Below are 23,838 nucleotides of genomic sequence, written 5' to 3'. Positions count from 1 at the left end.
TCACTTCGTGAGAGCTTCATGCCTTGAGAGGATCTCAATTTTCTTTTGCAATGAGACAGGCGCTTCCTGTTGTTATGGTATAGTACCCCGCTATTGAGCCTCCTGAACAGTGATGCTGAATAACATAACCCCATGATATATCGATAAAATAATCTCTACATTTGAAAATGCACGGTAATTCTGAAATGCAAAAAATCAACCAAACCAGCGCAATGCCTGAAAAAACTGACGTTCACTGGAGTGGTCGGTTTAGCGTTGCACCAATGCTCGACTGGACGGACAGACATTGCCGCTATTTCTTGCGTCTGCTTTCCCGCAATACGTTGCTGTATACTGAAATGGTAACTACAGGGGCGATTATTCACGGTAAAGGTGATTACCTGGCGTATAGTGAAGAAGAACATCCGGTAGCGTTGCAACTCGGCGGTAGTGATCCGGCGGCGCTGGCGCAGTGTGCGAAGCTGGCAGAAGCGCGTGGATATGATGAGATCAACCTGAATGTCGGCTGCCCGTCTGACCGGGTGCAGAACGGCATGTTTGGTGCGTGTCTGATGGGTAATGCGCAGCTGGTTGCCGACTGCGTGAAAGCGATGCGCGATGTGGTGTCGATTCCGGTGACGGTGAAAACGCGTATTGGCATCGACGACCAGGACAGCTATGAATTTCTCTGCGATTTCATCAACACCGTTTCCGGCAAAGGCGAGTGTGAGATGTTCATCATCCATGCACGTAAAGCCTGGCTTTCGGGGTTAAGTCCGAAAGAAAACCGTGAGATCCCGCCGCTCGATTATCCGCGTGTGTATCAACTGAAGCGTGACTTTCCGCATCTGACAATGTCGATTAACGGTGGTATCAAGTCGCTGGAAGAGGCCAAAGCACACCTGCAACATATGGATGGCGTGATGGTCGGGCGCGAGGCGTATCAGAATCCGGGTATTCTGGCGGCGGTAGACCGGGAGATCTTTGGTTCCTCGGATATCGATGCCGATCCGGTGGCGGTAGTGCGCGCCATGTATCCGTACATTGAGCGTGAACTCAGCCAGGGGACGTATCTCGGTCATATTACCCGGCATATGTTGGGCTTGTTCCAGGGTATTCCTGGCGCGCGGCAGTGGCGGCGTTATTTAAGTGAAAATGCCCATAAAGCGGGTGCAGACATTAATGTGCTGGAACACGCGCTCAAACTGGTGGCGGATAAGCGTTAACTTTTCACCAAAAAATAGTCAAATTCACCACGCTCTGCGCACCGTCGCGGGGCGTTTTGCTGTTAAATCAATAGATTATTTTTGGCATGATTCTTGTAATGCCAGCAAGAGATTTCATATTTGGGAGTGCATCATGCTGGAACTACTTTTTGTGATTGGCTTTTTTGTCATGCTGATGGTCACCGGCGTTTCGTTGCTGGGCATTATCGCCGCGCTGGTTGTGGCGACGGCCATTATGTTCCTCGGCGGTATGCTGGCATTGATGATTAAGTTGCTGCCGTGGTTACTACTGGCGATTGCGGTGGTGTGGGTTATTAAGGCGATTAAAGCACCAAAAGTGCCGAAATATCAGCGTTATGACCGCTGGCGTTACTAAGGGATTGTGCGGATGATCACAACCTAAGGTTTTATCCTTAGAACAAAATAGGAATTGATAATCAAATCTGTCACTATTGCGCCTCTAACAGATTCATCGTGCTGTACCCTACATACAGCCGAACTATAAAAAGAAAGGGCTTCCCAGGTGGAAGCCCTATTTCTTTTATGGAATCAACAGGCTGGAACCTTGCGTTGCCCGGCTTTCCAGAATTTCATGCGCACGCTGCGCATCCTTCAGCGGATATTTCTGCTGCTCGGCGACATCGACCTTAATCACACCGCTGGCAATCAAAGAGAACAGTTCATTACTGGCCTCGGTTAATTCCTCCCGCGTGGTGATATAGCCTTGCAGGGAAGGGCGTGTCACATACAACGAGCCTTTCTGATTGAGAATGCCTAAGTTCACACCGGTAACCGCACCTGATGAGTTGCCAAAACTCACCATTAAGCCGCGGCGTTGCAGGCAATCCAGCGACCGTTCCCAGGTGTCTCTGCCCACGGAATCGTACACCACGCGCACTTTCTTACCGCCGGTGATCTCTTTTAACCGCTCGACCAGATTCTCTTCACGATAGTTAATAACCTGCCACGCGCCCGCTTTTAGCGCGCTCTGCGCTTTTTGCGCGGTTCCTACGGTGCCGATAAGTTTCGCGCCCAGGGCTTTTGCCCACTGGCAGGCAATCAAGCCAACGCCGCCAGCTGCTGCGTGGAACAGGAACTGCTCATCGGGTTTAATTTCATAGGTTTTGCGCAGCAGATAATAAACCGTTAAGCCTTTCAGGAAGGATGCCGCAGCTTGCTCAAAAGAAATTGCCGCAGGCAGAATCGCCGCTTTATCCGCAATAATGTTATGCACAGAGCTGTAAGCGCCTAACGCCGACTGCGCATAGACTACACGATCGCCTGCCTTAATATGCTTTACACCACTGCCGACTTTACTCACGATGCCTGCTGCTTCGGTGCCTAATCCGCTGGGTAGCGATGGCGGCGGGTAAAGGCCGCTGCGGATATATGTGTCGATAAAATTGATGCCGATGGCTTTATTTTCGACCTGGATTTCATTCTCCGCCGGATCGGCAGGAGTGAACTCTACGGCTTGAAGTACTTCCGGGCCACCGTGCTTGTGAAATTCAATTCGTGTTGCCATGTGTCCTCCAGAACGTATCGTCAGGGTCTGCTTCATATGGTAAAGTTTCGACCCATTCTTTATCTCGGTAACTCCATTCACTATGGCAGGAAATAAACCCTTCAACAAACAGCAGGCTGAACCCCGCGAACGCGATCCACAAGTTGCCGGGCTGAAAGTGCCTCCGCACTCGATCGAAGCGGAGCAGTCGGTGTTGGGCGGTTTAATGCTAGATAACGAACGCTGGGATGATGTAGCCGAGCGTGTGGTAGCAGACGATTTTTACACCCGCCCACACCGTCATATCTTTACTGAAATGGCGCGTTTGCAGGAAAGCGGTAGCCCTATCGATCTAATTACTCTTGCGGAATCGCTGGAACGCCAGGGGCAACTCGATAGCGTCGGTGGTTTTGCTTATCTGGCAGAGCTGTCAAAAAATACGCCAAGTGCGGCGAACATCAGTGCTTATGCTGACATCGTGCGTGAACGTGCCGTTGTCCGTGAGATGATCTCGGTTGCGAATGAGATTGCTGAAGCCGGTTTTGATCCGCAGGGGCGTACCAGCGAAGATCTGCTGGACCTTGCTGAATCCCGCGTCTTTAAAATTGCCGAAAGTCGTGCAAACAAAGACGAAGGGCCGAAGAACATCGCCGATGTGCTCGACGCAACCGTGGCGCGTATTGAGCAGTTGTTTCAGCAGCCACACGATGGCGTTACCGGAGTAAACACCGGTTATGACGATCTCAACAAAAAAACCGCTGGCTTGCAGCCGTCGGATTTGATCATCGTCGCCGCGCGTCCGTCGATGGGTAAAACAACATTTGCGATGAACCTCGTCGAAAACGCGGCGATGTTGCAGGATAAACCAGTACTTATCTTCTCGCTGGAGATGCCTTCAGAACAGATTATGATGCGTTCTCTGGCGTCGCTGTCGCGCGTTGACCAGACTAAAATCCGTACCGGGCAGCTCGATGATGAAGACTGGGCGCGCATTTCCGGCACCATGGGTATTTTGCTCGAAAAACGCAATATCTATATCGATGACTCCTCCGGCCTGACGCCAACGGAAGTGCGTTCCCGCGCACGCCGTATTGCCCGTGAACACGGCGGCATCGGGCTTATCATGATCGACTACCTGCAACTGATGCGCGTACCGGCGCTTTCCGATAACCGTACGCTGGAAATTGCAGAAATCTCTCGCTCGCTGAAAGCACTGGCGAAAGAACTGAACGTGCCGGTGGTGGCGCTGTCCCAGTTGAACCGTTCTCTGGAACAACGTGCCGACAAACGCCCGGTCAACTCCGACCTGCGTGAATCTGGCTCTATCGAGCAGGATGCGGACTTGATCATGTTTATCTATCGTGATGAGGTGTATCACGAAAACAGTGATTTAAAAGGCATCGCGGAAATTATTATCGGTAAACAACGTAACGGCCCAATCGGGACGGTACGCCTGACCTTTAACGGTCAATGGTCGCGCTTCGACAACTATGCGGGGCCGCAGTACGACGACGAATAATAATTATTTTATGAATTAGGTAATTAAAGCAAACACTTATCAAGGAACACAAATGCAAGCGGCAACTGTTGTGATTAACCGCCGCGCTCTGCGACACAACCTGCAACGTCTTCGTGAACTGGCCCCTGCCAGTAAAATGGTTGCGGTGGTGAAAGCGAACGCTTATGGTCACGGTCTTCTTGAGACCGCGCGAACGCTCCCCGATGCTGACGCCTTTGGCGTAGCCCGTCTCGAAGAAGCTCTGCGACTGCGTGCGGGGGGAATCACCAAACCTGTACTGTTACTCGAAGGCTTTTTTGATGCCAGAGATCTGCCGACGATTTCTGCGCAACATTTTCATACCGCCGTGCATAACGAAGAACAGCTGGCTGCGCTGGAAGAGGCTAGCCTGGACGAGCCGGTTACCGTCTGGATGAAACTCGATACCGGTATGCACCGTCTGGGCGTAAGGCCGGAACAGGCTGAGGCGTTTTATCATCGCCTGACCCAGTGCAAAAACGTTCGTCAGCCGGTGAATATCGTCAGCCATTTTGCGCGCGCGGATGAACCAAAATGTGGCGCAACCGAGAAACAACTCGCTATCTTTAATACCTTTTGCGAAGGCAAACCTGGTCAACGTTCCATTGCCGCGTCGGGTGGCATTCTGCTGTGGCCACAGTCGCATTTTGACTGGGTGCGCCCGGGCATCATTCTTTATGGCGTCTCGCCGCTGGAAGATCGCTCCACCGGTGCCGATTTTGGCTGTCAGCCAGTGATGTCACTAACCTCCAGCCTGATTGCCGTGCGTGAGCATAAAGCCGGAGAGCCTGTTGGTTATGGTGGAACCTGGGTAAGCGAACGTGATACCCGTCTTGGCGTAGTCGCGATGGGCTATGGCGATGGTTATCCGCGCGCCGCGCCGTCCGGTACGCCAGTGCTGGTGAACGGTCGCGAAGTACCGATTGTCGGGCGCGTGGCGATGGATATGATCTGCGTAGACTTAGGTCCACAGGCGCAGGACAAAGCCGGGGATCCGGTCATTTTATGGGGCGAAGGTTTGCCCGTAGAACGTATCGCTGAAATGACGAAAGTAAGCGCTTACGAACTTATTACGCGCCTGACTTCAAGGGTCGCGATGAAATACGTGGATTAATCGTTCTGTAATATTTGATTGTCTGTGCCGGATGCGGCGTGAATGCCTTATCCGGCCAATAAAATCCTAAAAATTCAATAAGTTGATGTTCTTTCATGCTCTTATAAAGGTCGTGCCTCTGGCGGATGTACGTTTGTCATGAGTCTCACTCTGTTGCTAATTGCCGTTCGCTCCTGAACATCCACTCGATCTTCGCCTTCTTCCGGTTTATTGTGTTTTAACCACCTGCCCGTAAACCTGGAGAACCATCGCGTGTTTCAAAAAGTTGACGCCTACGCTGGCGACCCGATTCTTACGCTTATGGAGCGTTTTAAAGAAGACCCTCGCAGCGACAAAGTGAATTTAAGTATCGGTCTGTACTACAACGAAGACGGAATTATTCCACAACTGCAAGCCGTGGCGGAGGCGGAAGCGCGCCTGAATGCGCAGCCTCATGGCGCTTCGCTTTATTTACCGATGGAAGGGCTTAACTGCTATCGCCATGCCATTGCGCCGCTGCTGTTTGGTGCGGACCATCCGGTACTGAAACAACAGCGCGTAGCAACCATTCAAACCCTTGGCGGCTCCGGGGCATTGAAAGTGGGCGCGGATTTCCTGAAACGCTACTTCCCGGAATCAGGCGTCTGGGTCAGCGATCCTACCTGGGAAAACCACGTAGCAATATTCGCCGGGGCTGGATTCGAAGTGAGTACTTACCCCTGGTATGACGAAGCGACTAACGGCGTGCGCTTTAATGACCTGTTGGCGACGCTGAAAACATTACCTGCCCGCAGTATTGTGTTGCTGCATCCATGTTGCCACAACCCAACGGGTGCCGATCTCACTAATGATCAGTGGGATGCGGTGATTGAAATTCTCAAAGCCCGCGAGCTTATTCCATTCCTCGATATTGCCTATCAAGGATTTGGTGCCGGTATGGAAGAGGATGCCTACGCTATTCGCGCCATTGCCAGCGCTGGATTACCCGCTCTGGTGAGCAATTCGTTCTCGAAAATTTTCTCCCTTTACGGCGAGCGCGTCGGCGGACTTTCTGTTATGTGTGAAGATGCCGAAGCCGCTGGCCGCGTACTGGGGCAATTGAAAGCAACAGTTCGCCGCAACTACTCCAGCCCGCCGAATTTTGGTGCGCAGGTGGTGGCTGCAGTGCTGAATGACGAGGCATTGAAAGCCAGCTGGCTGGCGGAAGTAGAAGAGATGCGTACTCGCATTCTGGCAATGCGTCAGGAATTGGTGAAGGTATTAAGCACAGAGATGCCAGAACGCAATTTCGATTATCTGCTTAATCAGCGCGGCATGTTCAGTTATACCGGTTTAAGTGCCGCTCAGGTTGACCGACTACGTGAAGAATTTGGTGTCTATCTCATCGCCAGCGGTCGCATGTGTGTCGCCGGGTTAAATACGGCAAATGTACAACGTGTGGCAAAGGCGTTTGCTGCGGTGATGTAATGCAGGAAAGCAGGCTGGAGCTACCCAGCCTGCAGAGAAATTAAACTGTCGTCGCTTTCACTCTTTCTTTATAGATGATTTTTTTGATGCCATCGTTCTACGTGAGAGATAATAAACGTTGTTAGTTCTTTTATTGTTAAGCTTATCCCAATTATCTGGAATTCCTTATCCTGTTTTTTTGGGTGGAGTAATAATTTCTGCACATCTAACCATTATTAAATTTAATAATAAGTATCGGGTTTGTTACGATAGAATATTTCTATATCCTCAAGAATATGCTTTGCCTTATTGCCTGTGACTTTCTGAGATTCAATTATAGTATCGTTAAATTCTAATGTTAAAGAGAACTCTTTTTTCTGCTTTGTGTAAGTTTAACCTTATATTGATTACCAATATCAAATAAAAAGGTCCTGTAATGAGAATAATCACCTTTAACCTCCTCGGCAAAACAGCAAAGCGTGCAAATATACATAAAGTCTTTCTTACCCCTGATTTTGTTAACTAAATCAATAAATGCGTGAAAAACTTTACTTGCAATAGAACTTGATACTTCTTCTCCAGGTCTAAAAAATCTTTTGCAATTTTTAACTGTGTTTCTATGTATAAAAAGAAATCTTTGGCATAAGAGATATCTTTATTATTTAGTGCATCTAGCTCAACAGGTAAAGATGTCGTTTTGTTGCTATTCACATATGATATATTCATATCATCATCTCCATCGCGAGTAATAAAATTAATCACCATTGTAGGGTAGGGGGCTGGTCAATCAGAAATCATCTTTATAAACTTCGATTGTTTTTGTAATGCTGTATCATTAAGTTCATTAAATCGTACAGCAGATAAATGTTCTATCAAATTTCGCTCATTTGCCGAGGATTCATCATAATAAACGTAAAATTAATGTATCCTTACATCGAGTAATAAACATTTTTTATACAAAAAAAGACAGGAACGTATTTACTGGGTTAAATATAATCATCCTGCTTTTCATCACAAAAACCGCAGATAATCCTTCCTTTCCCCGGCAGCTGGCGTTATGGTCAGATGGTTTTTGCAACAAATCTCACAATAAAAAGTTTCAACATACTGACTATTTAGGGAAAAATATGCGCAAGATCACATAGGCAATCAGTGCCGTTTGCTTATTGTTCGCTCTAAACAGTTCCGCTGTTGCCCTGGCCTCATCTCCTTCACCGCTTAACCCTGGGACTAACGTTGCCAGGCTTGCTGAACAGGCACCCATTCATTGGGTTTCGGTCGCACAAATTGAAAATAGCCTCGCAGGGCGTCCGCCAATGGCGGTGGGGTTTGATATCGATGACACGGTACTTTTTTCCAGTCCGGGCTTCTGGCGCGGCAAAAAAACCTTCTCGCCAGAAAGCGAAGATTATCTGAAAAATCCTGTGTTCTGGGAAAAAATGAACAATGGCTGGGATGAATTCAGCATTCCAAAAGAGGTCGCTCGCCAGCTGATTGATATGCATGTACGCCGCGGTGACGCGATCTTCTTTGTGACTGGTCGTAGCCCGACGAAAACAGAAACGGTTTCAAAAACGCTGGCGGATAATTTTCATATTCCTGCCACCAACATGAATCCGGTGATCTTTGCGGGCGATAAACCAGGGCAAAATACAAAATCGCAATGGCTGCAGGATAAAAATATCCGAATTTTTTATGGCGATTCTGATAATGATATTACCGCCGCACGCGATGTCGGCGCTCGTGGTATCCGCATTCTGCGCGCCTCCAACTCTACCTACAAACCCTTGCCACAAGCGGGTGCGTTTGGTGAAGAGGTGATCGTCAATTCAGAATACTGACAGAGCGGGAGAGCGTGATGCTCTCCCGAATGCTGTTTTTTTAATCACACCTTTATCCTTTCGCTGTCTTGCTGCAAACTGATTAAGAGAGTTTTATCAAGGAGCAGCACATGTGGTATCAAAAGACGCTCACGCTTAGCGCCAAATCTCGTGGGTTTCATCTGGTAACGGATGAAATTCTGAATCAGCTGGCTGATATGCCGCGCGTTAACATCGGCTTACTGCATCTGTTGCTGCAACATACCTCCGCCTCTCTGACACTTAATGAGAACTGCGATCCCACCGTACGCCACGACATGGAGCGTTTTTTCCTCCGCACCGTTCCCGACAACGGAAATTATGAGCATGACTATGAGGGAGCAGACGATATGCCTTCTCATATCAAATCCTCAATGCTGGGAACATCGCTTGTATTGCCGGTGCATAAAGGGCGTATTCAGACCGGCACCTGGCAAGGCATTTGGCTGGGGGAACATCGCATCCACGGCGGATCGCGTCGCATCATCGCGACACTACAAGGGGAGTAAAAAATGACCATTTCGGAGTTGCTACAATATTGCATGGCAAAACCAGGCGCAGAACAGAGCGTGCATAATGACTGGAAAGCGACGCAGATCAAAGTGGAAGATGTACTGTTTGCGATGGTGAAAGAAGTAGAAAATCGCCCAGCTGTTTCGCTGAAAACCAGCCCGGAGCTGGCGGAGCTGCTACGTCAGCAGCACAGCGATGTGCGTCCAAGCCGCCATCTGAATAAAGCGCACTGGAGCACCGTGTATCTCGACGGTTCGCTGCCAGATTCGCAAATCTATTATCTGGTGGATGCGTCTTATCAGCAGGCGGTGAATTTACTGCCGGAAGAAAAACGTAAATTGCTGGTGCAACTCTGAAAGGAAAAGGCCGCTCAGAAAGCGGCCTTAACGATTACAGCATCGGCTTAAGGAAGCGTGCCGTGTGTGATGCTTCGCACTCCGCGACGGTTTCTGGCGTACCGGAGACGAGGATCTCGCCGCCACCACTGCCGCCTTCTGGTCCCAGGTCGACAATCCAGTCAGCGGTTTTGATCACGTCGAGATTGTGCTCAATCACCACAATGGTGTTGCCCTGATCGCGCAGTTTATGCAGTACGTCGAGCAGTTGCTGAATATCGGCGAAGTGCAGACCGGTGGTCGGCTCGTCGAGAATATACAGCGTCTGCCCGGTGCCGCGTTTTGACAGTTCACGCGCCAGCTTCACGCGCTGGGCTTCACCGCCTGAAAGGGTGGTTGCGGACTGCCCCAGTCGAATGTACGTCAGGCCAACGTCCATCAACGTTTGCAGCTTACGCGCCAGTGCAGGTACGGCATCAAAGAACTCACGCGCCTCTTCGATGGTCATATCCAGCACTTCGTGGATGGTTTTGCCTTTGTACTTAATCTCCAGCGTTTCACGGTTATAGCGTTTACCTTTGCACTGGTCGCACGGCACGTAGATATCCGGCAGGAAGTGCATCTCCACTTTGATCACGCCATCGCCCTGACAGGCCTCGCAGCGTCCGCCACGAACGTTAAAGCTGAAACGTCCCGGCGTATAGCCGCGCGCACGGGATTCCGGTACGCCCGCAAACAGTTCGCGCACAGGCGTAAACACGCCGGTATAGGTCGCCGGGTTAGAACGTGGAGTACGACCAATTGGGCTTTGGTCGATATCGATCACTTTATCGAAATGCTCCAGCCCCTGAATATCGCGATACGGTGCTGGTTCGGCGATGGTCGCCCCATTCAACTGGCGTTGGGCAATCGGGAACAGTGTGTCGTTAATCAGCGTCGATTTACCGGAACCTGAAACCCCGGTGATGCAGGTAAACAGACCCACCGGCAGCGTCAGCGTCACGTCCTTCAGGTTGTTGCCGCGTGCGCCTGTCAGCTTCAGCACTTTTTCCGGATTCGCCGGAACGCGTTTCTTCGGCACTTCAATCTTGCGTTTGCCGCTCATGTACTGCCCGGTCAACGACTCCGGCACCGCCATAATCGCTTCCAGCGGACCTTCTGCGACCACTTCACCGCCGTGAACACCTGCGCCCGGGCCAATGTCGATCACATGGTCAGCGGCGCGAATTGCGTCTTCGTCGTGCTCCACCACAATCACGGTATTACCGAGATCGCGCAGATGGATAAGCGTACCCAACAGGCGCTCGTTATCACGCTGGTGCAGGCCGATAGACGGCTCGTCCAGCACGTACATAACGCCAACCAGGCCCGCACCAATCTGGCTCGCCAGACGGATACGCTGTGCTTCACCGCCAGAAAGCGTTTCTGCCGAGCGGGAAAGCGTCAGGTAATTCAGGCCGACGTTAACGAGGAATTTCAGACGATCGCCGATCTCTTTAAGGATTTTTTCTGCAATCTTCGCCCGCTGACCTGCGAGTTTGAGATTGTTGAAGAATTCCATCGCATGACCAATGCTCATGTCGGAGATAGCAGGCAGCGGCGTATTCTCGACATACACGTGGCGCGCTTCCCGACGCAGACGCGTCCCTTCGCAGCTGGCGCACGGACGATTACTGATAAACTTGGCTAATTCTTCGCGTACCGCGCTGGATTCCGTCTCTTTATAGCGGCGCTCCATATTATGCAGCACGCCTTCGAACGGATGACGACGAATGGAGGTATCGCCACGATCGTTCATGTATTTGAATTCAATGTTTTCTTTGCCAGAACCGTACAACACCACTTTATGCACGTTCGCGCTCAGGCTGCCCCACGGCGCTTCGACGTCGAACTTATAGTGATCTGCCAGCGATTTCAGCATCTGGAAATAATAGAAGTTGCGGCGATCCCAGCCACGGATCGCACCACCAGCCAGCGACAGTTCCGGATTCTGGATCACTCGATCAGGATCGAAATATTGCTGTACGCCAAGGCCGTCGCAGGTCGGGCAGGCCCCCGCCGGGTTGTTAAACGAAAACAGTCGCGGCTCCAGTTCACGCATACTGTAGCCGCAAATTGGGCAGGCGAAGTTGGCGGAGAACAGCAGCTCTTCCGCTTTCGGGTCGTCCATATCCGCCACTACCGCGGTACCACCGGAAAGCTCCAGCGCGGTTTCAAATGACTCGGCAAGACGTTGGGTAAGATCGTCACGCACCTTGAAGCGATCAACCACCACTTCAATGGTATGTTTCTTTTGCAGTTCCAGTTTTGGCGGATCGGAAAGATCGCAGACTTCGCCATCAATACGAGCACGGATGTAGCCCTGGCTTGCCAGGTTCTCCAGCGTTTTGGTGTGTTCGCCTTTGCGCTCTTTAATGATTGGCGCGAGTAGCATCAGACGCTTGCCTTCCGGCTGCGACAGCACGTTATCCACCATCTGGCTGACGGTTTGCGCCGCCAGCGGGACGTCGTGGTCCGGACAGCGCGGCTCGCCAACGCGGGCGAATAACAAACGCAAATAGTCGTGGATTTCGGTGATTGTCCCCACCGTAGAACGCGGGTTATGAGACGTCGATTTCTGCTCAATTGAGATGGCAGGAGAAAGCCCCTCAATATGATCGACGTCCGGCTTTTCCATCAGTGACAGAAACTGCCGCGCGTAGGCGGAAAGGGATTCAACGTAACGGCGCTGCCCTTCGGCATATAAGGTGTCGAAAGCGAGCGAGGATTTGCCAGAACCCGAAAGCCCGGTCACGACAATGAGCTTGTCGCGGGGGATAACGAGGTTGATGTTTTTGAGATTATGGGTGCGGGCGCCCCGAACTTCGATCTTATCCATTCACCTTTCCCGGATTAAACGCTTTTTTGCCCGGTGGCATGGTGCTACCGGCGATCACAAACGGTTAATTATGACACAAATTGACCTGAATGAATATACAGTATTGGAATGCATTACCCGGAGTGTTGTGTAACAATGTCTGGCCAGGTTTGTTTCCCGGAACCGAGGTCACAACATAGTAAAAGCGCTATTGGTAATGGTACAATCGCGCGTTTACACTTATTCAGAACGATTTTTTTCAGGAGACACGAACATGGCCAGCAGAGGCGTAAACAAGGTTATTCTCGTTGGTAATCTGGGTCAGGACCCGGAAGTACGCTACATGCCAAATGGTGGCGCAGTTGCCAACATTACGCTGGCTACTTCCGAATCCTGGCGTGATAAAGCGACCGGCGAGATGAAAGAACAGACTGAATGGCACCGCGTTGTGCTGTTCGGCAAACTGGCAGAAGTGGCCAGCGAATATCTGCGTAAAGGTTCTCAGGTTTATATCGAAGGTCAGCTGCGTACCCGTAAATGGACTGATCAATCCGGTCAGGATCGCTACACCACAGAAGTCGTGGTGAACGTTGGCGGCACCATGCAGATGCTGGGTGGTCGTCAGGGTGGTGGCGCTCCGGCAGGTGGTAATATCGGTGGTGGTCAGCCGCAGGGCGGTTGGGGTCAGCCTCAGCAGCCGCAGGGTGGCAATCAGTTCAGCGGCGGCGCGCAGTCTCGCCCGCAGCAGTCCGCTCCGGCAGCGCCGTCTAACGAGCCGCCGATGGACTTTGATGATGACATTCCGTTCTGATTTGTCATTAAAACAATAGGTTATATTGTTTTAAGGTGGATGATTAAAGCATCTGCCAGCCATAAAAAAGAAGCCTCCGTTATGGAGGCTTCTACGTATCAGGTCAAAATCATTGGCCATTGTGGCGGTGTCTGATTCATCTCTTCTATCATCACCGACTCGATGTTATGCCAGATAGCGGTGATGTCCGCCATTGTGATGCCAAGCAACCCCATTGCGAACCAACAGGCGGAAACAACGCCCAGACCGCTGCTGATCACCGCAAGCCCGACATAATCAGACCGACGAAAACGGATGTTGAGTGTGCTGGCCAGAAACATCATTACGGCACTAAGAAGTTGCCAGCGAAGAAGAACCACGCCAGTGGTGAGGGTAGCCATCAAACAATTCCTCTGAAAAGAGCCGATGCCCTGGACAGCGCGGCGTTGTTCACGGGAGGCGTGGTACACTCTGGCTATCGCGGGGCTTGCAGAACACAAAAATGAAACACTCTGTTTGTTTCATTAATTTTGTGAACTATATCACAATTGATTGTTTGTTAGCCATATTAGGCCGTGACTTTTATTGCTGTACAGATTATGTGGTTTTTCAGTGGCATTAAGGGCATATCTTCCCGCCGCCTCTGCATTCCTGTAGGAAATTAATTTTGAATATCAATGAATTATTTTCATCCAGGTGACGATTAGAAAGGTATCAATTTCAAATCAGGCAAAAGTGCTATTTATACCGTAAGATTTATCTAAAGACGTCGGTACCCAGGGTTTTCACCTTACAATGGCCGGGTATAAACAGGCAGGAAATTGATAGCAATGAGTCATCGTGCACGACACCAATTACTGGCGTTGCCGGGCATTATCTTTTTAGTTCTCTTTCCCATCATTCTTTCGCTATGGATTGCCTTCCTTTGGGCAAAATCAGAAGTGAATAATCAGCTCCGAACCTTTGCTCAACTGGCACTGGATAAATCCGAGCTGGTCATTCGCCAGGCAGATTTAGTGAGCGATGCAGCTGAACGCTATCAGGGGCAAGTTTGCACTCCAGCCCATCAAAAGCGAATGTTGAATATTATTCGTGGCTATCTTTATATTAATGAATTGATCTATGCCCGTGATAACCATTTTTTATGCTCATCGCTGATAGCGCCTGTAAACGGCTATACGATTGCACCGGCCGATTATAAGCGTGAACCTAACGTTTCTATCTATTATTACCGCGATACGCCTTTTTTCTCTGGCTATAAAATGACCTATATGCAGCGGGGAAATTATGTGGCAGTTATCAACCCTCTCTTCTGGAGTGAAGTGATGTCTGATGATCCGACATTGCAATGGGGTGTGTATGATACGGTGACGAAAACCTTTTTCTCGTTAAGCAAAGAGGCCTCGGCAGCAACGTTTTCTCCGCTGATTCATTTGAAGGATTTAACCGTACAAAGAAATGGCTATTTATATGCGACAGTTTATTCGACAAAACGCCCAATTGCAGCCATTGTTGCGACTTCATATCAACGTCTTATAACCCATTTTTATAATCATCTTATTTTTGCGTTGCCCGCCGGTATTTTGGGGAGTCTTGTTCTGCTATTACTCTGGCTACGTATTCGACAAAACTATTTATCTCCCAAACGTAAATTGCAACGCGCCCTCGAAAAACATCAACTTTGTCTTTATTACCAGCCAATAATCGATATCAAAACAGAAAAATGTATCGGCGCTGAAGCGTTGTTACGTTGGCTTGGTGAGCAGGGGCAAATAATGAATCCGGCAGAGTTTATTCCGCTGGCAGAAAAGGAGGGGATGATAGAACAGATAACTGATTATGTTATTGATAATGTCTTCCGTGATCTGGGCGCGTACTTGGCAACACATGCCGATCGCTATGTTTCTATTAACCTGTCGGCTTCCGATTTTCATACGTCACGGTTGATAGCGCGAATCAATCAGAAAACAGAGCAATACGCGGTGCGTCCGCAGCAAATTAAATTTGAAGTGACTGAGCATGCATTTCTTGATGTCGAAAAAATGACGCCGATTATTCTGGCTTTCCGCCAGGCTGGTTACGAAGTGGCAATTGATGATTTTGGTATTGGCTACTCTAACTTGCATAACCTTAAATCATTGAATGTCGATATTTTGAAAATCGATAAATCGTTTGTTGAAACGCTGACCACCCACAAAACCAGTCATTTGATTGCGGAACACATCATCGAGCTGGCGCACAGCCTGGGGTTAAAAACGATCGCTGAAGGCGTCGAAACTGAGGAGCAGGTTAACTGGCTGCGCAAACGCGGCGTGCGCTATTGCCAGGGATGGTTTTTTGCGAAGGCGATGCCGCCGCAGGTGTTTATGCAATGGATGGAGCAATTACCCGCGCGGGAGTTAACGCGCGGGCAATAAAACTACAGGCGGTGGCGATAATCGCTGGGAGTGCGATCAAACTGCCGACGGAAAACGCGGGAGAAGGTCTGCTGCGAGACATAACCCAGGTCCATTGCGATATCAAAAATCGGACGCTCGGTGGTGCGCAACTCAACGGCGGCCAGTAACAGGCGACGTTGGCGAATGTAATCGCCAAGCGTCTGATGCGTCACCGTGCGGAACATTCGTTGCAAGTACCACTTTGAATAGCCTGATTTTTTTGCGACTACATCAATGTTAAGCGGCTGGTCAATATGCTCGTCAATCCATGCGATAAGATCCTGAATAATTTTCTGATGGGACATAAATCTGCCTCTTTTCAGTGTTCAGTTCGTTAATTCATCTGTTGGGGAGTATAATTCCTCAAGTTAACTTGAGGTAAAGCGATTTATGGAAAAGAAATTACCCCGCATTAAAGCGCTGCTAACCCCCGGCGAAGTGGCGAAACGCAGCGGTGTGGCGGTATCGGCGCTGCATTTCTATGAAAGTAAAGGGTTGATTACCAGTATCCGTAACAGCGGCAATCAGCGGCGATATAAACGTGATGTGTTGCGATATGTTGCAATTATCAAAATTGCTCAGCGTATTGGCATTCCGCTGGCGACCATTGGTGAAGCGTTTGGCGTGTTGCCCGAAGGGCATACGTTAAGTGCGAAAGAGTGGAAACAGCTTTCGTCCCAATGGCGAGAAGAGTTGGATCGGCGCATTCATACCTTAGTGGCTCTGCGTGACGAACTGGACGGATGTATTGGTTGTGGCTGCCTTTCGCGCAGTGATTGCCCGTTGCGTAACCCGGGCGACCGCTTAGGAGAAGAAGGTACCGGCGCACGCTTGCTGGAAGATGAACAAAACTAAAGCGCCACAAGGGCGCTTTAGTTTGTTTTCCGGTCTTTGTCTTTCTCTCTATCCCGCTGGTACACAGGAGGGTTTCCCCCGACGTCAACACACCTCATTCGAGCACGTGGTGGAGGTTCCGGTTGGTGTTGATGCTTTAATTGTATGTCACCGACGTTTCTTCGCCAGTGTAAAAGTATACTTTTTAACCGCAATATTTTTGTCATCTCAGACGATTTTTTATCGCAATCCTGAACGGTATACGGCTCGATAACGCTGCAATCTTGCGCACCGACGATAACGTTTGCGCATCAATTGCCTGGTTTTTCATCGTCAAGACAATAAAAGAGAAAAAAGCAGCAAACTTCGGTTGAAAAAGCCGCTATGATCGCCGGATAATCGTTTGCTTTTTTTACCACCCGTTTTGTATGCGCGGAGCTAAACGTTTGCTTTTTTGCGACGCAGCAAATTGTCGCAAACCTGGAGCAGGAAGATAACGTTTCGCTGGCAGGGGATTGTCCGCCACGCATCTTGACGAAAATTAAACTCTCAGGGGATGTTTTCTTATGTCTACGCCATCAGCGCGTACCGGCGGTTCACTCGACGCCTGGTTTAAAATTTCACAACGTGGAAGCACTGTCCGTCAGGAAGTGGTTGCCGGGTTAACAACGTTTCTGGCGATGGTCTACTCGGTCATCGTCGTTCCAGGTATGTTGGGTAAAGCAGGCTTCCCGCCTGCGGCAGTTTTCGTTGCAACCTGTCTGGTTGCCGGACTCGGTTCTATCGTGATGGGTCTGTGGGCTAATCTGCCGTTGGCGATTGGTTGCGCCATCTCCCTGACGGCGTTTACCGCATTCAGCCTGGTGCTGGGGCAACATATTAGCGTACCTGTCGCGCTGGGTGCCGTGTTCCTGATGGGTGTGCTGTTTACGGTAATTTCTGCCACGGGTATCCGTAGCTGGATTTTGCGCAACTTGCCTCACGGTGTGGCGCACGGCACGGGGATTGGTATCGGTCTGTTCCTGCTGCTCATTGCCGCTAACGGTGTCGGTCTGGTGATTAAAAACCCGCTTGATGGTCTGCCCGTTGCGCTGGGTGATTTCGCGACCTTCCCGGTGATTATGTCACTGGTAGGTCTGGCGGTGATCATCGGCCTGGAAAAACTGAAAGTCCCTGGTGGCATTCTGCTGACCATTATCGGTATCTCAATTGTCGGTTTGATCTTCGATCCTAACGTCCATTTCTCCGGCGTTTTCGCCATGCCTTCATTGAGCGATGAAAACGGCAATTCACTGATTGGCAGCCTGGACATTATGGGCGCGCTGAATCCTGTAGTCCTGCCAAGCGTTCTGGCGCTGGTGATGACGGCAGTATTTGATGCCACCGGAACTATCCGTGCCGTCGCCGGCCAGGCGAACCTGCTGGATAAAGATGGGCAGATCATCGACGGTGGGAAAGCACTGACCACTGACTCCATGAGCAGCGTTTTCTCTGGCCTGGTGGGTGCGGCTCCGGCAGCGGTATACATCGAGTCTGCGGCGGGTACGGCGGCGGGCGGTAAAACCGGTTTGACGGCTATCACCGTTGGCGTGCTGTTCCTCCTGATTCTGTTCCTCTCTCCGCTCTCTTACCTCGTTCCGGGGTATGCAACGGCTCCGGCGCTGATGTACGTTGGCCTGCTGATGCTGAGCAACGTGGCGAAAATCGACTTTGCTGATTTTGTTGATGCGATGGCGGGTCTGGTTACGGCTGTATTCATCGTGCTGACCTGTAACATCGTAACAGGCATCATGATCGGCTTCGCGACTCTGGTGATTGGTCGTCTGGTTTCCGGCGAATGGCGCAAGTTGAACATCGGTACGGTCGTTATCGCCGTGGCGCTGGTGACCTTCTATGCGGGTGGCTGGGCTATCTAATCTTTCATCGGATTCTGAAAACGGGTGGCAATGGCTGCCCGTTTTTATTTTCTCCGCACATTGTGTGAGCTTTTGCGATATTCTGAAAAAATGAGAATTCAGGCATAACGTCTTTCTCAGATCATAAAAAACATCGCAAACAGGGAACGCATGGAAATCTTCTTCACCATACTGATAATGACCCTCGTGGTCTCGCTGTCCGGGGTGGTCACTCGTGTCATGCCCTTTCAGATCCCGCTTCCGCTTATGCAAATCGCCATCGGTGCGCTACTGGCGTGGCCGACGTTTGGTTTGCATGTGGAGTTTGATCCTGAACTCTTTTTAGTCTTGTTTATCCCGCCGTTGCTGTTCGCTGATGGCTGGAAAACGCCGACCCGTGAATTTCTCGAACATGGTCGAGAGATTTTCGGCCTCGCGCTGGCGCTGGTGGTGGTCACCGTGGTCGGCATTGGCTTCCTTATTTACTGGGTGGTGCCGGGCATTCCGCTGATCCCTGCCTTTGCGCTGGCGGCGGTGCTTTCTCCGACCGATGCTGTGGCGCTCTCCGGGATTGTTGGCGAAGGGCGCATCCCGAAAAAAATCATGGGCATTTTGCAGGGCGAAGCGTTGATGAATGACGCCTCCGGTCTGGTGTCGTTGAAGTTTGCCGTAGCAGTGGCGATGGGGACGATGATCTTCACCGTCGGCGGTGCGACGGTCGAATTTATGAAAGTAGCCATTGGCGGTATTCTCGCCGGTTTTGTGGTGAGCTGGCTGTACGGTCGCTCGCTGCGATTCCTCAGCCGCTGGGGCGGTGATGAACCCGCGACGCAGATCGTCCTGCTGTTCCTGCTGCCATTCGCTTCTTATCTGATTGCCGAACATATTGGCGTTTCCGGCATCCTCGCTGCGGTTGCCGCCGGGATGACCATCACCCGCTCCGGTGTGATGCGCCGTGCGCCGCTGGCAATGCGCCTGCGTGCAAACAGCACCTGGGCGATGCTGGAATTTGTCTTTAACGGCATGGTGTTCCTGCTGTTAGGTCTGCAGCTGCCGGGTATTCTGGAGACGTCGCTGATGGCAGCAGAAATCGACCCTAACGTCGAAATCTGGATGCTGTTTACCGATATTATTCTGATATATGCGGCGCTGATGCTGGTCCGTTTCGGCTGGCTGTGGACGATGAAAAAGTTCAGCAACCGCTTCCTGAAGAAGAAGCCGATGGAGTTTGGTTCGTGGACCACACGAGAAATCCTGATCGCGTCTTTCGCCGGGGTGCGTGGGGCGATCACTCTGGCCGGTGTGCTCTCTATCCCGCTGCTCTTGCCGGATGGTAACGTCTTCCCGGCGCGCTATGAGCTGGTGTTCCTGGCGGCTGGCGTCATTCTCTTCTCGCTGTTTGTCGGCGTGGTGATGTTGCCTATTCTGCTACAACACATTGAAGTCGCGGATCATTCGCAACAATTGAAAGAGGAACGTATTGCGCGAGCGGCAACGGCAGAAGTGGCGATTGTGGCGATCCAGAAAATGGAGGAGCGTCTGGCGGCGGATACCGAAGAGAATATCGATAACCAGCTGCTTACGGAGGTCAGTTCTCGCGTCATTGGTAACCTGCGTCGTCGCGCCGATGGACGTAACGACGTTGAAAGTTCCGTGCAGGAAGAGAACCTTGAGCGTCGCTTCCGTCTGGCGGCATTGCGTTCTGAACGTGCTGAACTTTACCACCTGCGCGCCACACGGGAGATCAGCAACGAAACGCTGCAAAAATTACTGCACGATCTCGATTTGCTTGAAGCGTTGCTAATTGAGGAAAATCAGTAAGCCGAAAGCGACGTAACCAGGCCCGAGGTAATCTGAAAAAGGTGCAATCTTTTGCACCTTTAACAGGTTAGCTCGGGCTAACATTCATGATTCTAAAACAAATAAGTTATCTCTCTTTTAAAGTCAATTCATTGGCTGTTCTTCGACTTAACCTCAATCTGCATCTTGCATAATATCTGCAGTAATCTTCATAGCGACTGCATGAAGATTATCCTCAGTTTGTGACATGCCAGTATGAGTGGCACAATCTTCTTCAAAGAATTTCTGTAGTGTTACCAGGATATCACTATTAATGGAGATATTTTCCTCACCACGGAGAATGGTAATACCCATTCCCTGGACGCTAGCCTCATCGAAATTAACACGATAGAGACGGATATTAAACATCCAGGCTTTTGTTAAAACAGAACAGTTGAAATGGCAATTGCTTAAATTGGCATTATTAAAATTAACATTAGCCATATTAGAGCCGGTACATATAACCATTTCGAGGAACGTATTTGTTAACCGCGTAAAAAAGAGTTTGCTATCAATTAAGTTTATATTCTGGAGGGTTGCTTTATTCAGGTTGACACGAGACAGATCAGCATGTTCAAAGTTAATTAAATCAAGTTTAGAGAAGCTAAGGTCGGCTCTAAATAAATTAATATATGGCGCTATTACTTTATAAAGATTTACCTCAGCCATGTATGCCATATAAAAATTTGAATAATCAAGGAAGGTATTTTTAATATTGGCTCTATTCATTGTTGCATTGTAGAATTGAACATGCATAGCGGAACATGAATTTAGAGTTCCGTCAGTCATTTTTATCTGAGCGAAATTTGAGTCATCGAGAATACAATTATCAAAAAGTATTTTTTCCATTATGGCGAAATTAAAATTCGTTTTATACATATTACAGTCCTGAAAAATAGCGTTTTGTAGTCTGCAACCTGCAAAATTCGAATTGGATAAATCTTCATCTTTAATCACGATACCTTTCAGGCTAAGGTGTGAAAAATCGTAACCACCATTTACTGTCTGTGGGATTTCGATAGTATTATTATGGACGGTGACATTATTTATAAAATATACCACCTTAATTGACACTTCCTTATCTTTATTAAGGTAAACTCTTCTCGTAATTCTATCGTCACATTTATTATTTGCATGTGAAGCTATATCTATAAAATATTTATGTATTTTCCTGTCCGTTTCCTTCGTGATTTTTCCTGATGGTAAACTATCATAAATTCTTTTCATTTTCTGAATCAAGCCTATCACTTTTTCATGATCATCCATCTTGAAAAGAGAGAGGGCTTTATTGTCAATTAACGTGCTTTTATGATGTTTTCTGTAATTATCTGATTTTGTTTTCTTTGTATGTGATGGACTTGTGACAGAGTGGTTATCGTTAATCTGGCAAAGAGGGAAAAACATATTATTTAAACCATTGTAGCACATAAAATATCCTTATAATTAACAAGAAAGAAAAGGCATATTCTCTGCATTATCATTTTCTACGACTGTCAAAAATCGTTCATTTTTTAATGAGTTTATTTGTTTAATATTTTGGGAAAAGGTGATGCATGCTGGAGAGGAAGAGTATTCCCCGGTCAGGCGACCGGGGAAGGGGAGAGATTAATGTGCGCGGCCTTGCTCAACGCCAAAGCCGGTCTGGGAGCGGATAAACTGCGCGCGGAACAGTTCACGCTCGCGCGCCCCTTCCGCTGAGTTATCGGTTGCCGAGAAGAACCAGATGCCGAGGAATGCCACGGTGATAGAGAACAGCGCCGGGTATTCATACGGGAAGATGGCTTTTTCGTGACCAAGGATCTGTACCCAAATCGTCGGGCCGAGGATCATCAGTACTACTGCGGTAATCAGCCCCAGCCAGCCACCCATCATCGCGCCACGCGTGGTCAGTTTCGACCAGTACATAGAAAGCAGAATGATCGGGAAGTTACAGCTCGCCGCGATGGCAAACGCCAGCCCCACCATAAAGGCGATGTTCTGATTCTCAAACAGCACGCCGAGGATAATCGCAATCACGCCGAGGATCAGTACGGTGATTTTTGATACCCGCAGCTCTTCACGTTCGGTCGCGCCTTTTTTGAAGACGTTAGCGTACAAGTCATGCGAAACCGCGGATGCGCCCGCCAGCGTCAGACCCGCAACCACCGCGAGGATAGTGGCGAAAGCAACCGCTGAAATAAAACCGAGGAACAGGTTGCCGCCCACTGCATTCGCCAGGTGAACGGCCGCCATGTTGTTACCACCAATCAGATGGCCCGCCGCGTCTTTATATTCCGGATTCGCACCAACCAGCATGATCGCGCCGAAGCCGATAATAAAGGTCAGAATATAGAAGTAGCCCATAAACCCGGTGGCGTAGAACACGCTCTTACGTGCTTCGCGGGCATCGCTGACTGTAAAGAAGCGCATCAGAATGTGCGGCAAGCCCGCCGTACCAAACATCAGTCCCAGACCCAGAGAGAGCGCGGAGATCGGATCTTTCACCAGCCCGCCCGGCTTCATGATGTCGACACCTTTCGGGTGTACCGCCATCGCTTCACTGAACAGATTGTTGAAGCTAAAGCCGACGTGTTTCATCACCATAAAGGCCATAAAGCTGGCACCGAACAGCAACAGAACGGCTTTAATAATTTGTACCCAGGTGGTCGCCAGCATGCCGCCGAACAGGACGTACATCATCATCAGCACACCGACCAGCACCACCGCAATGTGATAGTTAAGGCCAAACAGCAGCTCGATCAGTTTACCTGCGCCTACCATCTGGGCGATAAGGTAAAGCGCCACCACCACCAGAGAACCACAGGCCGAAAGAATACGAATCGGCCCTTGTTTCAGGCGGTAAGAGGCTACATCGGCAAAGGTGTAGCGTCCCAGGTTACGCAGACGTTCGGCAATCAGGAACAAAATGATCGGCCAGCCCACCAGGAAGCCCAGCGAGTAAATTAAGCCGTCATAGCCGGAGGTAAACACCAGCGCGGAGATCCCCAAGAATGAGGCGGCGGACATATAGTCCCCGGCAATCGCCAGCCCGTTCTGGAAGCCAGTGATATTGCCGCCTGCGGTGTAGTAGTCGCTACGAGAACGTACGCGTTTTGATGCCCAGTAGGTAATGCCGAGCGTAAACACGACGAAAATCAGGAACATAATAATCGCCTGCCAGTTCGTTGGCTGGCGCTCTACGGCCCCGCTAATAGCATCCGCGGCGTTAGCTGCGAAAGGGAGTGTGGCGGCAAGCGCCGTCAGAACTCTTTTCATGATGCTTGTACCTCATGCAGGACTTCATTATTAAGACGGTCGAATTCGCCGTTCGCCCGCCAGATGTAGATACCGGTGAGAACAAAGGAGATCACAATCACTCCAACACCAATTGGAATACCGCGTGTGACGCTGGTGTTCGGATTCAGCGGCGTGCCCAGCCAGCCGGGCGCGAAGGCGATCAGTAAAATAAAGCCGATATAAACTGCCAGCATAATAATCGACAGGATGGTGGCAAACCGTTGCCGTTTTTCGACTAACTCCCTGAAATGCGCATTGTCTTCTATCCGCTGATAAATAGTGCCATTCATCACAGATTCTCCAGAGGTAATGTAGGGATTGTTTTAATTCCCGCTCCCTTATGGGAGAAGGTTAACGCTCGGGTAACCCTTGCCGAATGTAGGCCGGATAAGGCGTTATACGCCGCATCCGGCAATC

General features: G+C 49.9%; 21 protein-coding genes. 13 read left to right on the top strand and 8 right to left on the bottom strand.

Going from position 1 to position 23,838, the window contains the following annotated elements; genetic code table 11:
* The first annotated feature begins 167 nt into the window (after positions 1 to 167).
* Both dusA and pspG read left to right on the top strand, forming a co-directional pair.
* Entirely contained in the window at positions 168 to 1,205 is a 1,038-nt protein-coding gene (gene dusA, locus K0778_RS12830) for a tRNA dihydrouridine(20/20a) synthase DusA (protein WP_001329186.1), read from the top strand.
* 133 nt (positions 1,206 to 1,338) lie between these two features.
* Positions 1,339 to 1,581 carry an envelope stress response protein PspG gene (pspG, locus tag K0778_RS12825; protein ID WP_000891404.1) on the top strand — a complete coding sequence of 81 codons (243 nt, stop codon included), beginning with the start codon at positions 1,339 to 1,341 and terminating at the stop codon, positions 1,579 to 1,581.
* Positions 1,582 to 1,746: 165 nt separating this feature from the next.
* On the opposite strand, the gene K0778_RS12820 is transcribed toward pspG, so the two are convergent.
* A complete protein-coding gene (locus K0778_RS12820; protein WP_000235509.1) occupies positions 1,747 to 2,730 on the bottom strand; it encodes a quinone oxidoreductase in 984 nt (327 codons plus the stop codon).
* An 82-nt stretch (positions 2,731 to 2,812) separates the two neighbouring features.
* On the opposite strand from K0778_RS12820, the gene dnaB reads away from it, so the two are divergent.
* From dnaB to tyrB, 3 genes are all read left to right on the top strand, one after another.
* Positions 2,813 to 4,228 carry a replicative DNA helicase gene (gene dnaB / locus K0778_RS12815; RefSeq protein WP_000918363.1) on the top strand — a complete coding sequence of 472 codons (1,416 nt, stop codon included), beginning with the start codon at positions 2,813 to 2,815 and terminating at the stop codon, positions 4,226 to 4,228.
* A 52-nt stretch (positions 4,229 to 4,280) separates the two neighbouring features.
* On the top strand, positions 4,281 to 5,360 hold the full coding sequence (alr, locus tag K0778_RS12810; protein ID WP_001147328.1) for an alanine racemase: 1,080 nt from the start codon (positions 4,281 to 4,283) through the stop codon (positions 5,358 to 5,360).
* A gap of 252 nt (positions 5,361 to 5,612) precedes the next feature.
* The gene (gene tyrB, locus K0778_RS12805) at positions 5,613 to 6,806 is read left to right on the top strand and encodes an aromatic amino acid transaminase (RefSeq protein ID WP_000486985.1); all 1,194 of its coding nucleotides are present in this window, start codon (positions 5,613 to 5,615) and stop codon (positions 6,804 to 6,806) included.
* Between the two features lie 501 nt (positions 6,807 to 7,307).
* Here the strand turns inward: tyrB and K0778_RS12800 are convergent.
* Complete coding sequence (locus K0778_RS12800) at positions 7,308 to 7,511, bottom strand: protein YjbS (protein WP_001321562.1); 204 nt, start codon at positions 7,509 to 7,511, stop codon at positions 7,308 to 7,310.
* A gap of 422 nt (positions 7,512 to 7,933) precedes the next feature.
* Here K0778_RS12800 and aphA point away from each other — a divergent pair, with 422 nt between their 5' ends.
* The 3 genes from aphA (at position 7,934) to K0778_RS12785 (ending at position 9,513) form a co-directional block, all read left to right on the top strand.
* A complete protein-coding gene (gene aphA / locus K0778_RS12795) occupies positions 7,934 to 8,626 on the top strand; it encodes an acid phosphatase AphA (RefSeq protein ID WP_123000301.1) in 693 nt (230 codons plus the stop codon).
* 110 nt (positions 8,627 to 8,736) lie between these two features.
* The gene (locus tag K0778_RS12790) at positions 8,737 to 9,153 is read left to right on the top strand and encodes a secondary thiamine-phosphate synthase enzyme YjbQ (RefSeq protein ID WP_000270375.1); all 417 of its coding nucleotides are present in this window, start codon (positions 8,737 to 8,739) and stop codon (positions 9,151 to 9,153) included.
* Between the two features lie 3 nt (positions 9,154 to 9,156).
* Positions 9,157 to 9,513 carry an MmcQ/YjbR family DNA-binding protein gene (locus tag K0778_RS12785; protein ID WP_000155657.1) on the top strand — a complete coding sequence of 119 codons (357 nt, stop codon included), beginning with the start codon at positions 9,157 to 9,159 and terminating at the stop codon, positions 9,511 to 9,513.
* 34 nt (positions 9,514 to 9,547) lie between these two features.
* Here K0778_RS12785 and uvrA read toward each other — a convergent pair whose 3' ends face one another.
* Positions 9,548 to 12,370: an excinuclease ABC subunit UvrA gene (gene uvrA, locus K0778_RS12780; protein ID WP_000357740.1), complete on the bottom strand. Its 2,823-nt coding sequence runs from the start codon at positions 12,368 to 12,370 to the stop codon at positions 9,548 to 9,550.
* 253 nt (positions 12,371 to 12,623) lie between these two features.
* Here uvrA and ssb1 point away from each other — a divergent pair, with 253 nt between their 5' ends.
* Positions 12,624 to 13,160 (top strand): single-stranded DNA-binding protein SSB1, encoded by a 537-nt coding sequence (ssb1, locus tag K0778_RS12775; protein WP_000168305.1) that lies wholly within the window; start codon positions 12,624 to 12,626, stop codon positions 13,158 to 13,160.
* A gap of 98 nt (positions 13,161 to 13,258) precedes the next feature.
* Here ssb1 and K0778_RS12770 read toward each other — a convergent pair whose 3' ends face one another.
* On the bottom strand, positions 13,259 to 13,540 hold the full coding sequence (locus tag K0778_RS12770) for a YjcB family protein (protein ID WP_001295689.1): 282 nt from the start codon (positions 13,538 to 13,540) through the stop codon (positions 13,259 to 13,261).
* A 429-nt stretch (positions 13,541 to 13,969) separates the two neighbouring features.
* On the opposite strand from K0778_RS12770, the gene pdeC reads away from it, so the two are divergent.
* Positions 13,970 to 15,556: a c-di-GMP phosphodiesterase PdeC gene (pdeC, locus tag K0778_RS12765; protein ID WP_000019531.1), complete on the top strand. Its 1,587-nt coding sequence runs from the start codon at positions 13,970 to 13,972 to the stop codon at positions 15,554 to 15,556.
* Positions 15,557 to 15,558: 2 nt separating this feature from the next.
* On the opposite strand, the gene soxS is transcribed toward pdeC, so the two are convergent.
* Positions 15,559 to 15,882, bottom strand: coding sequence for a superoxide response transcriptional regulator SoxS (gene soxS, locus K0778_RS12760; RefSeq protein WP_000019358.1), 324 nt, complete (start codon positions 15,880 to 15,882; stop codon positions 15,559 to 15,561).
* Between the two features lie 85 nt (positions 15,883 to 15,967).
* On the opposite strand from soxS, the gene soxR reads away from it, so the two are divergent.
* The 3 genes from soxR to K0778_RS12745 all read left to right on the top strand — a co-directional run bounded on the left by soxR (position 15,968) and on the right by K0778_RS12745 (position 20,127).
* Positions 15,968 to 16,432, top strand: a complete 465-nt coding sequence (gene soxR, locus K0778_RS12755) for a redox-sensitive transcriptional activator SoxR (protein ID WP_000412428.1) — start codon at positions 15,968 to 15,970, stop codon at positions 16,430 to 16,432.
* Between the two features lie 545 nt (positions 16,433 to 16,977).
* Positions 16,978 to 18,327 (top strand): guanine/hypoxanthine transporter GhxP, encoded by a 1,350-nt coding sequence (ghxP, locus tag K0778_RS12750; RefSeq protein ID WP_000106882.1) that lies wholly within the window; start codon positions 16,978 to 16,980, stop codon positions 18,325 to 18,327.
* A 150-nt stretch (positions 18,328 to 18,477) separates the two neighbouring features.
* Positions 18,478 to 20,127, top strand: a complete 1,650-nt coding sequence (locus K0778_RS12745) for a Na+/H+ antiporter (RefSeq protein WP_000402207.1) — start codon at positions 18,478 to 18,480, stop codon at positions 20,125 to 20,127.
* Positions 20,128 to 20,280: 153 nt separating this feature from the next.
* Here K0778_RS12745 and espX5 read toward each other — a convergent pair whose 3' ends face one another.
* From espX5 to K0778_RS12730, 3 genes are all read right to left on the bottom strand, one after another.
* Positions 20,281 to 21,573: a T3SS effector pentapeptide repeat protein EspX5 gene (gene espX5, locus K0778_RS12740; RefSeq protein WP_000338240.1), complete on the bottom strand. Its 1,293-nt coding sequence runs from the start codon at positions 21,571 to 21,573 to the stop codon at positions 20,281 to 20,283.
* A 177-nt stretch (positions 21,574 to 21,750) separates the two neighbouring features.
* On the bottom strand, positions 21,751 to 23,400 hold the full coding sequence (actP, locus tag K0778_RS12735) for a cation/acetate symporter ActP (RefSeq protein ID WP_000832573.1): 1,650 nt from the start codon (positions 23,398 to 23,400) through the stop codon (positions 21,751 to 21,753).
* Positions 23,397 to 23,711 (bottom strand): DUF485 domain-containing protein, encoded by a 315-nt coding sequence (locus tag K0778_RS12730; RefSeq protein WP_001014565.1) that lies wholly within the window; start codon positions 23,709 to 23,711, stop codon positions 23,397 to 23,399. Before K0778_RS12730 ends, actP begins: the two co-directional genes overlap by 4 nt.
* Positions 23,712 to 23,838: the final 127 nt, after the last annotated feature.

This window comes from Escherichia sp. XD33 (assembly GCF_019375075.1).
GTDB lineage: Bacteria > Pseudomonadota > Gammaproteobacteria > Enterobacterales > Enterobacteriaceae > Enterobacter > Enterobacter flexneri_A.
The sequence above is the reverse complement of the archived record's forward strand: the minus strand, read 5'-3'. Positions and strand labels throughout refer to the sequence as shown.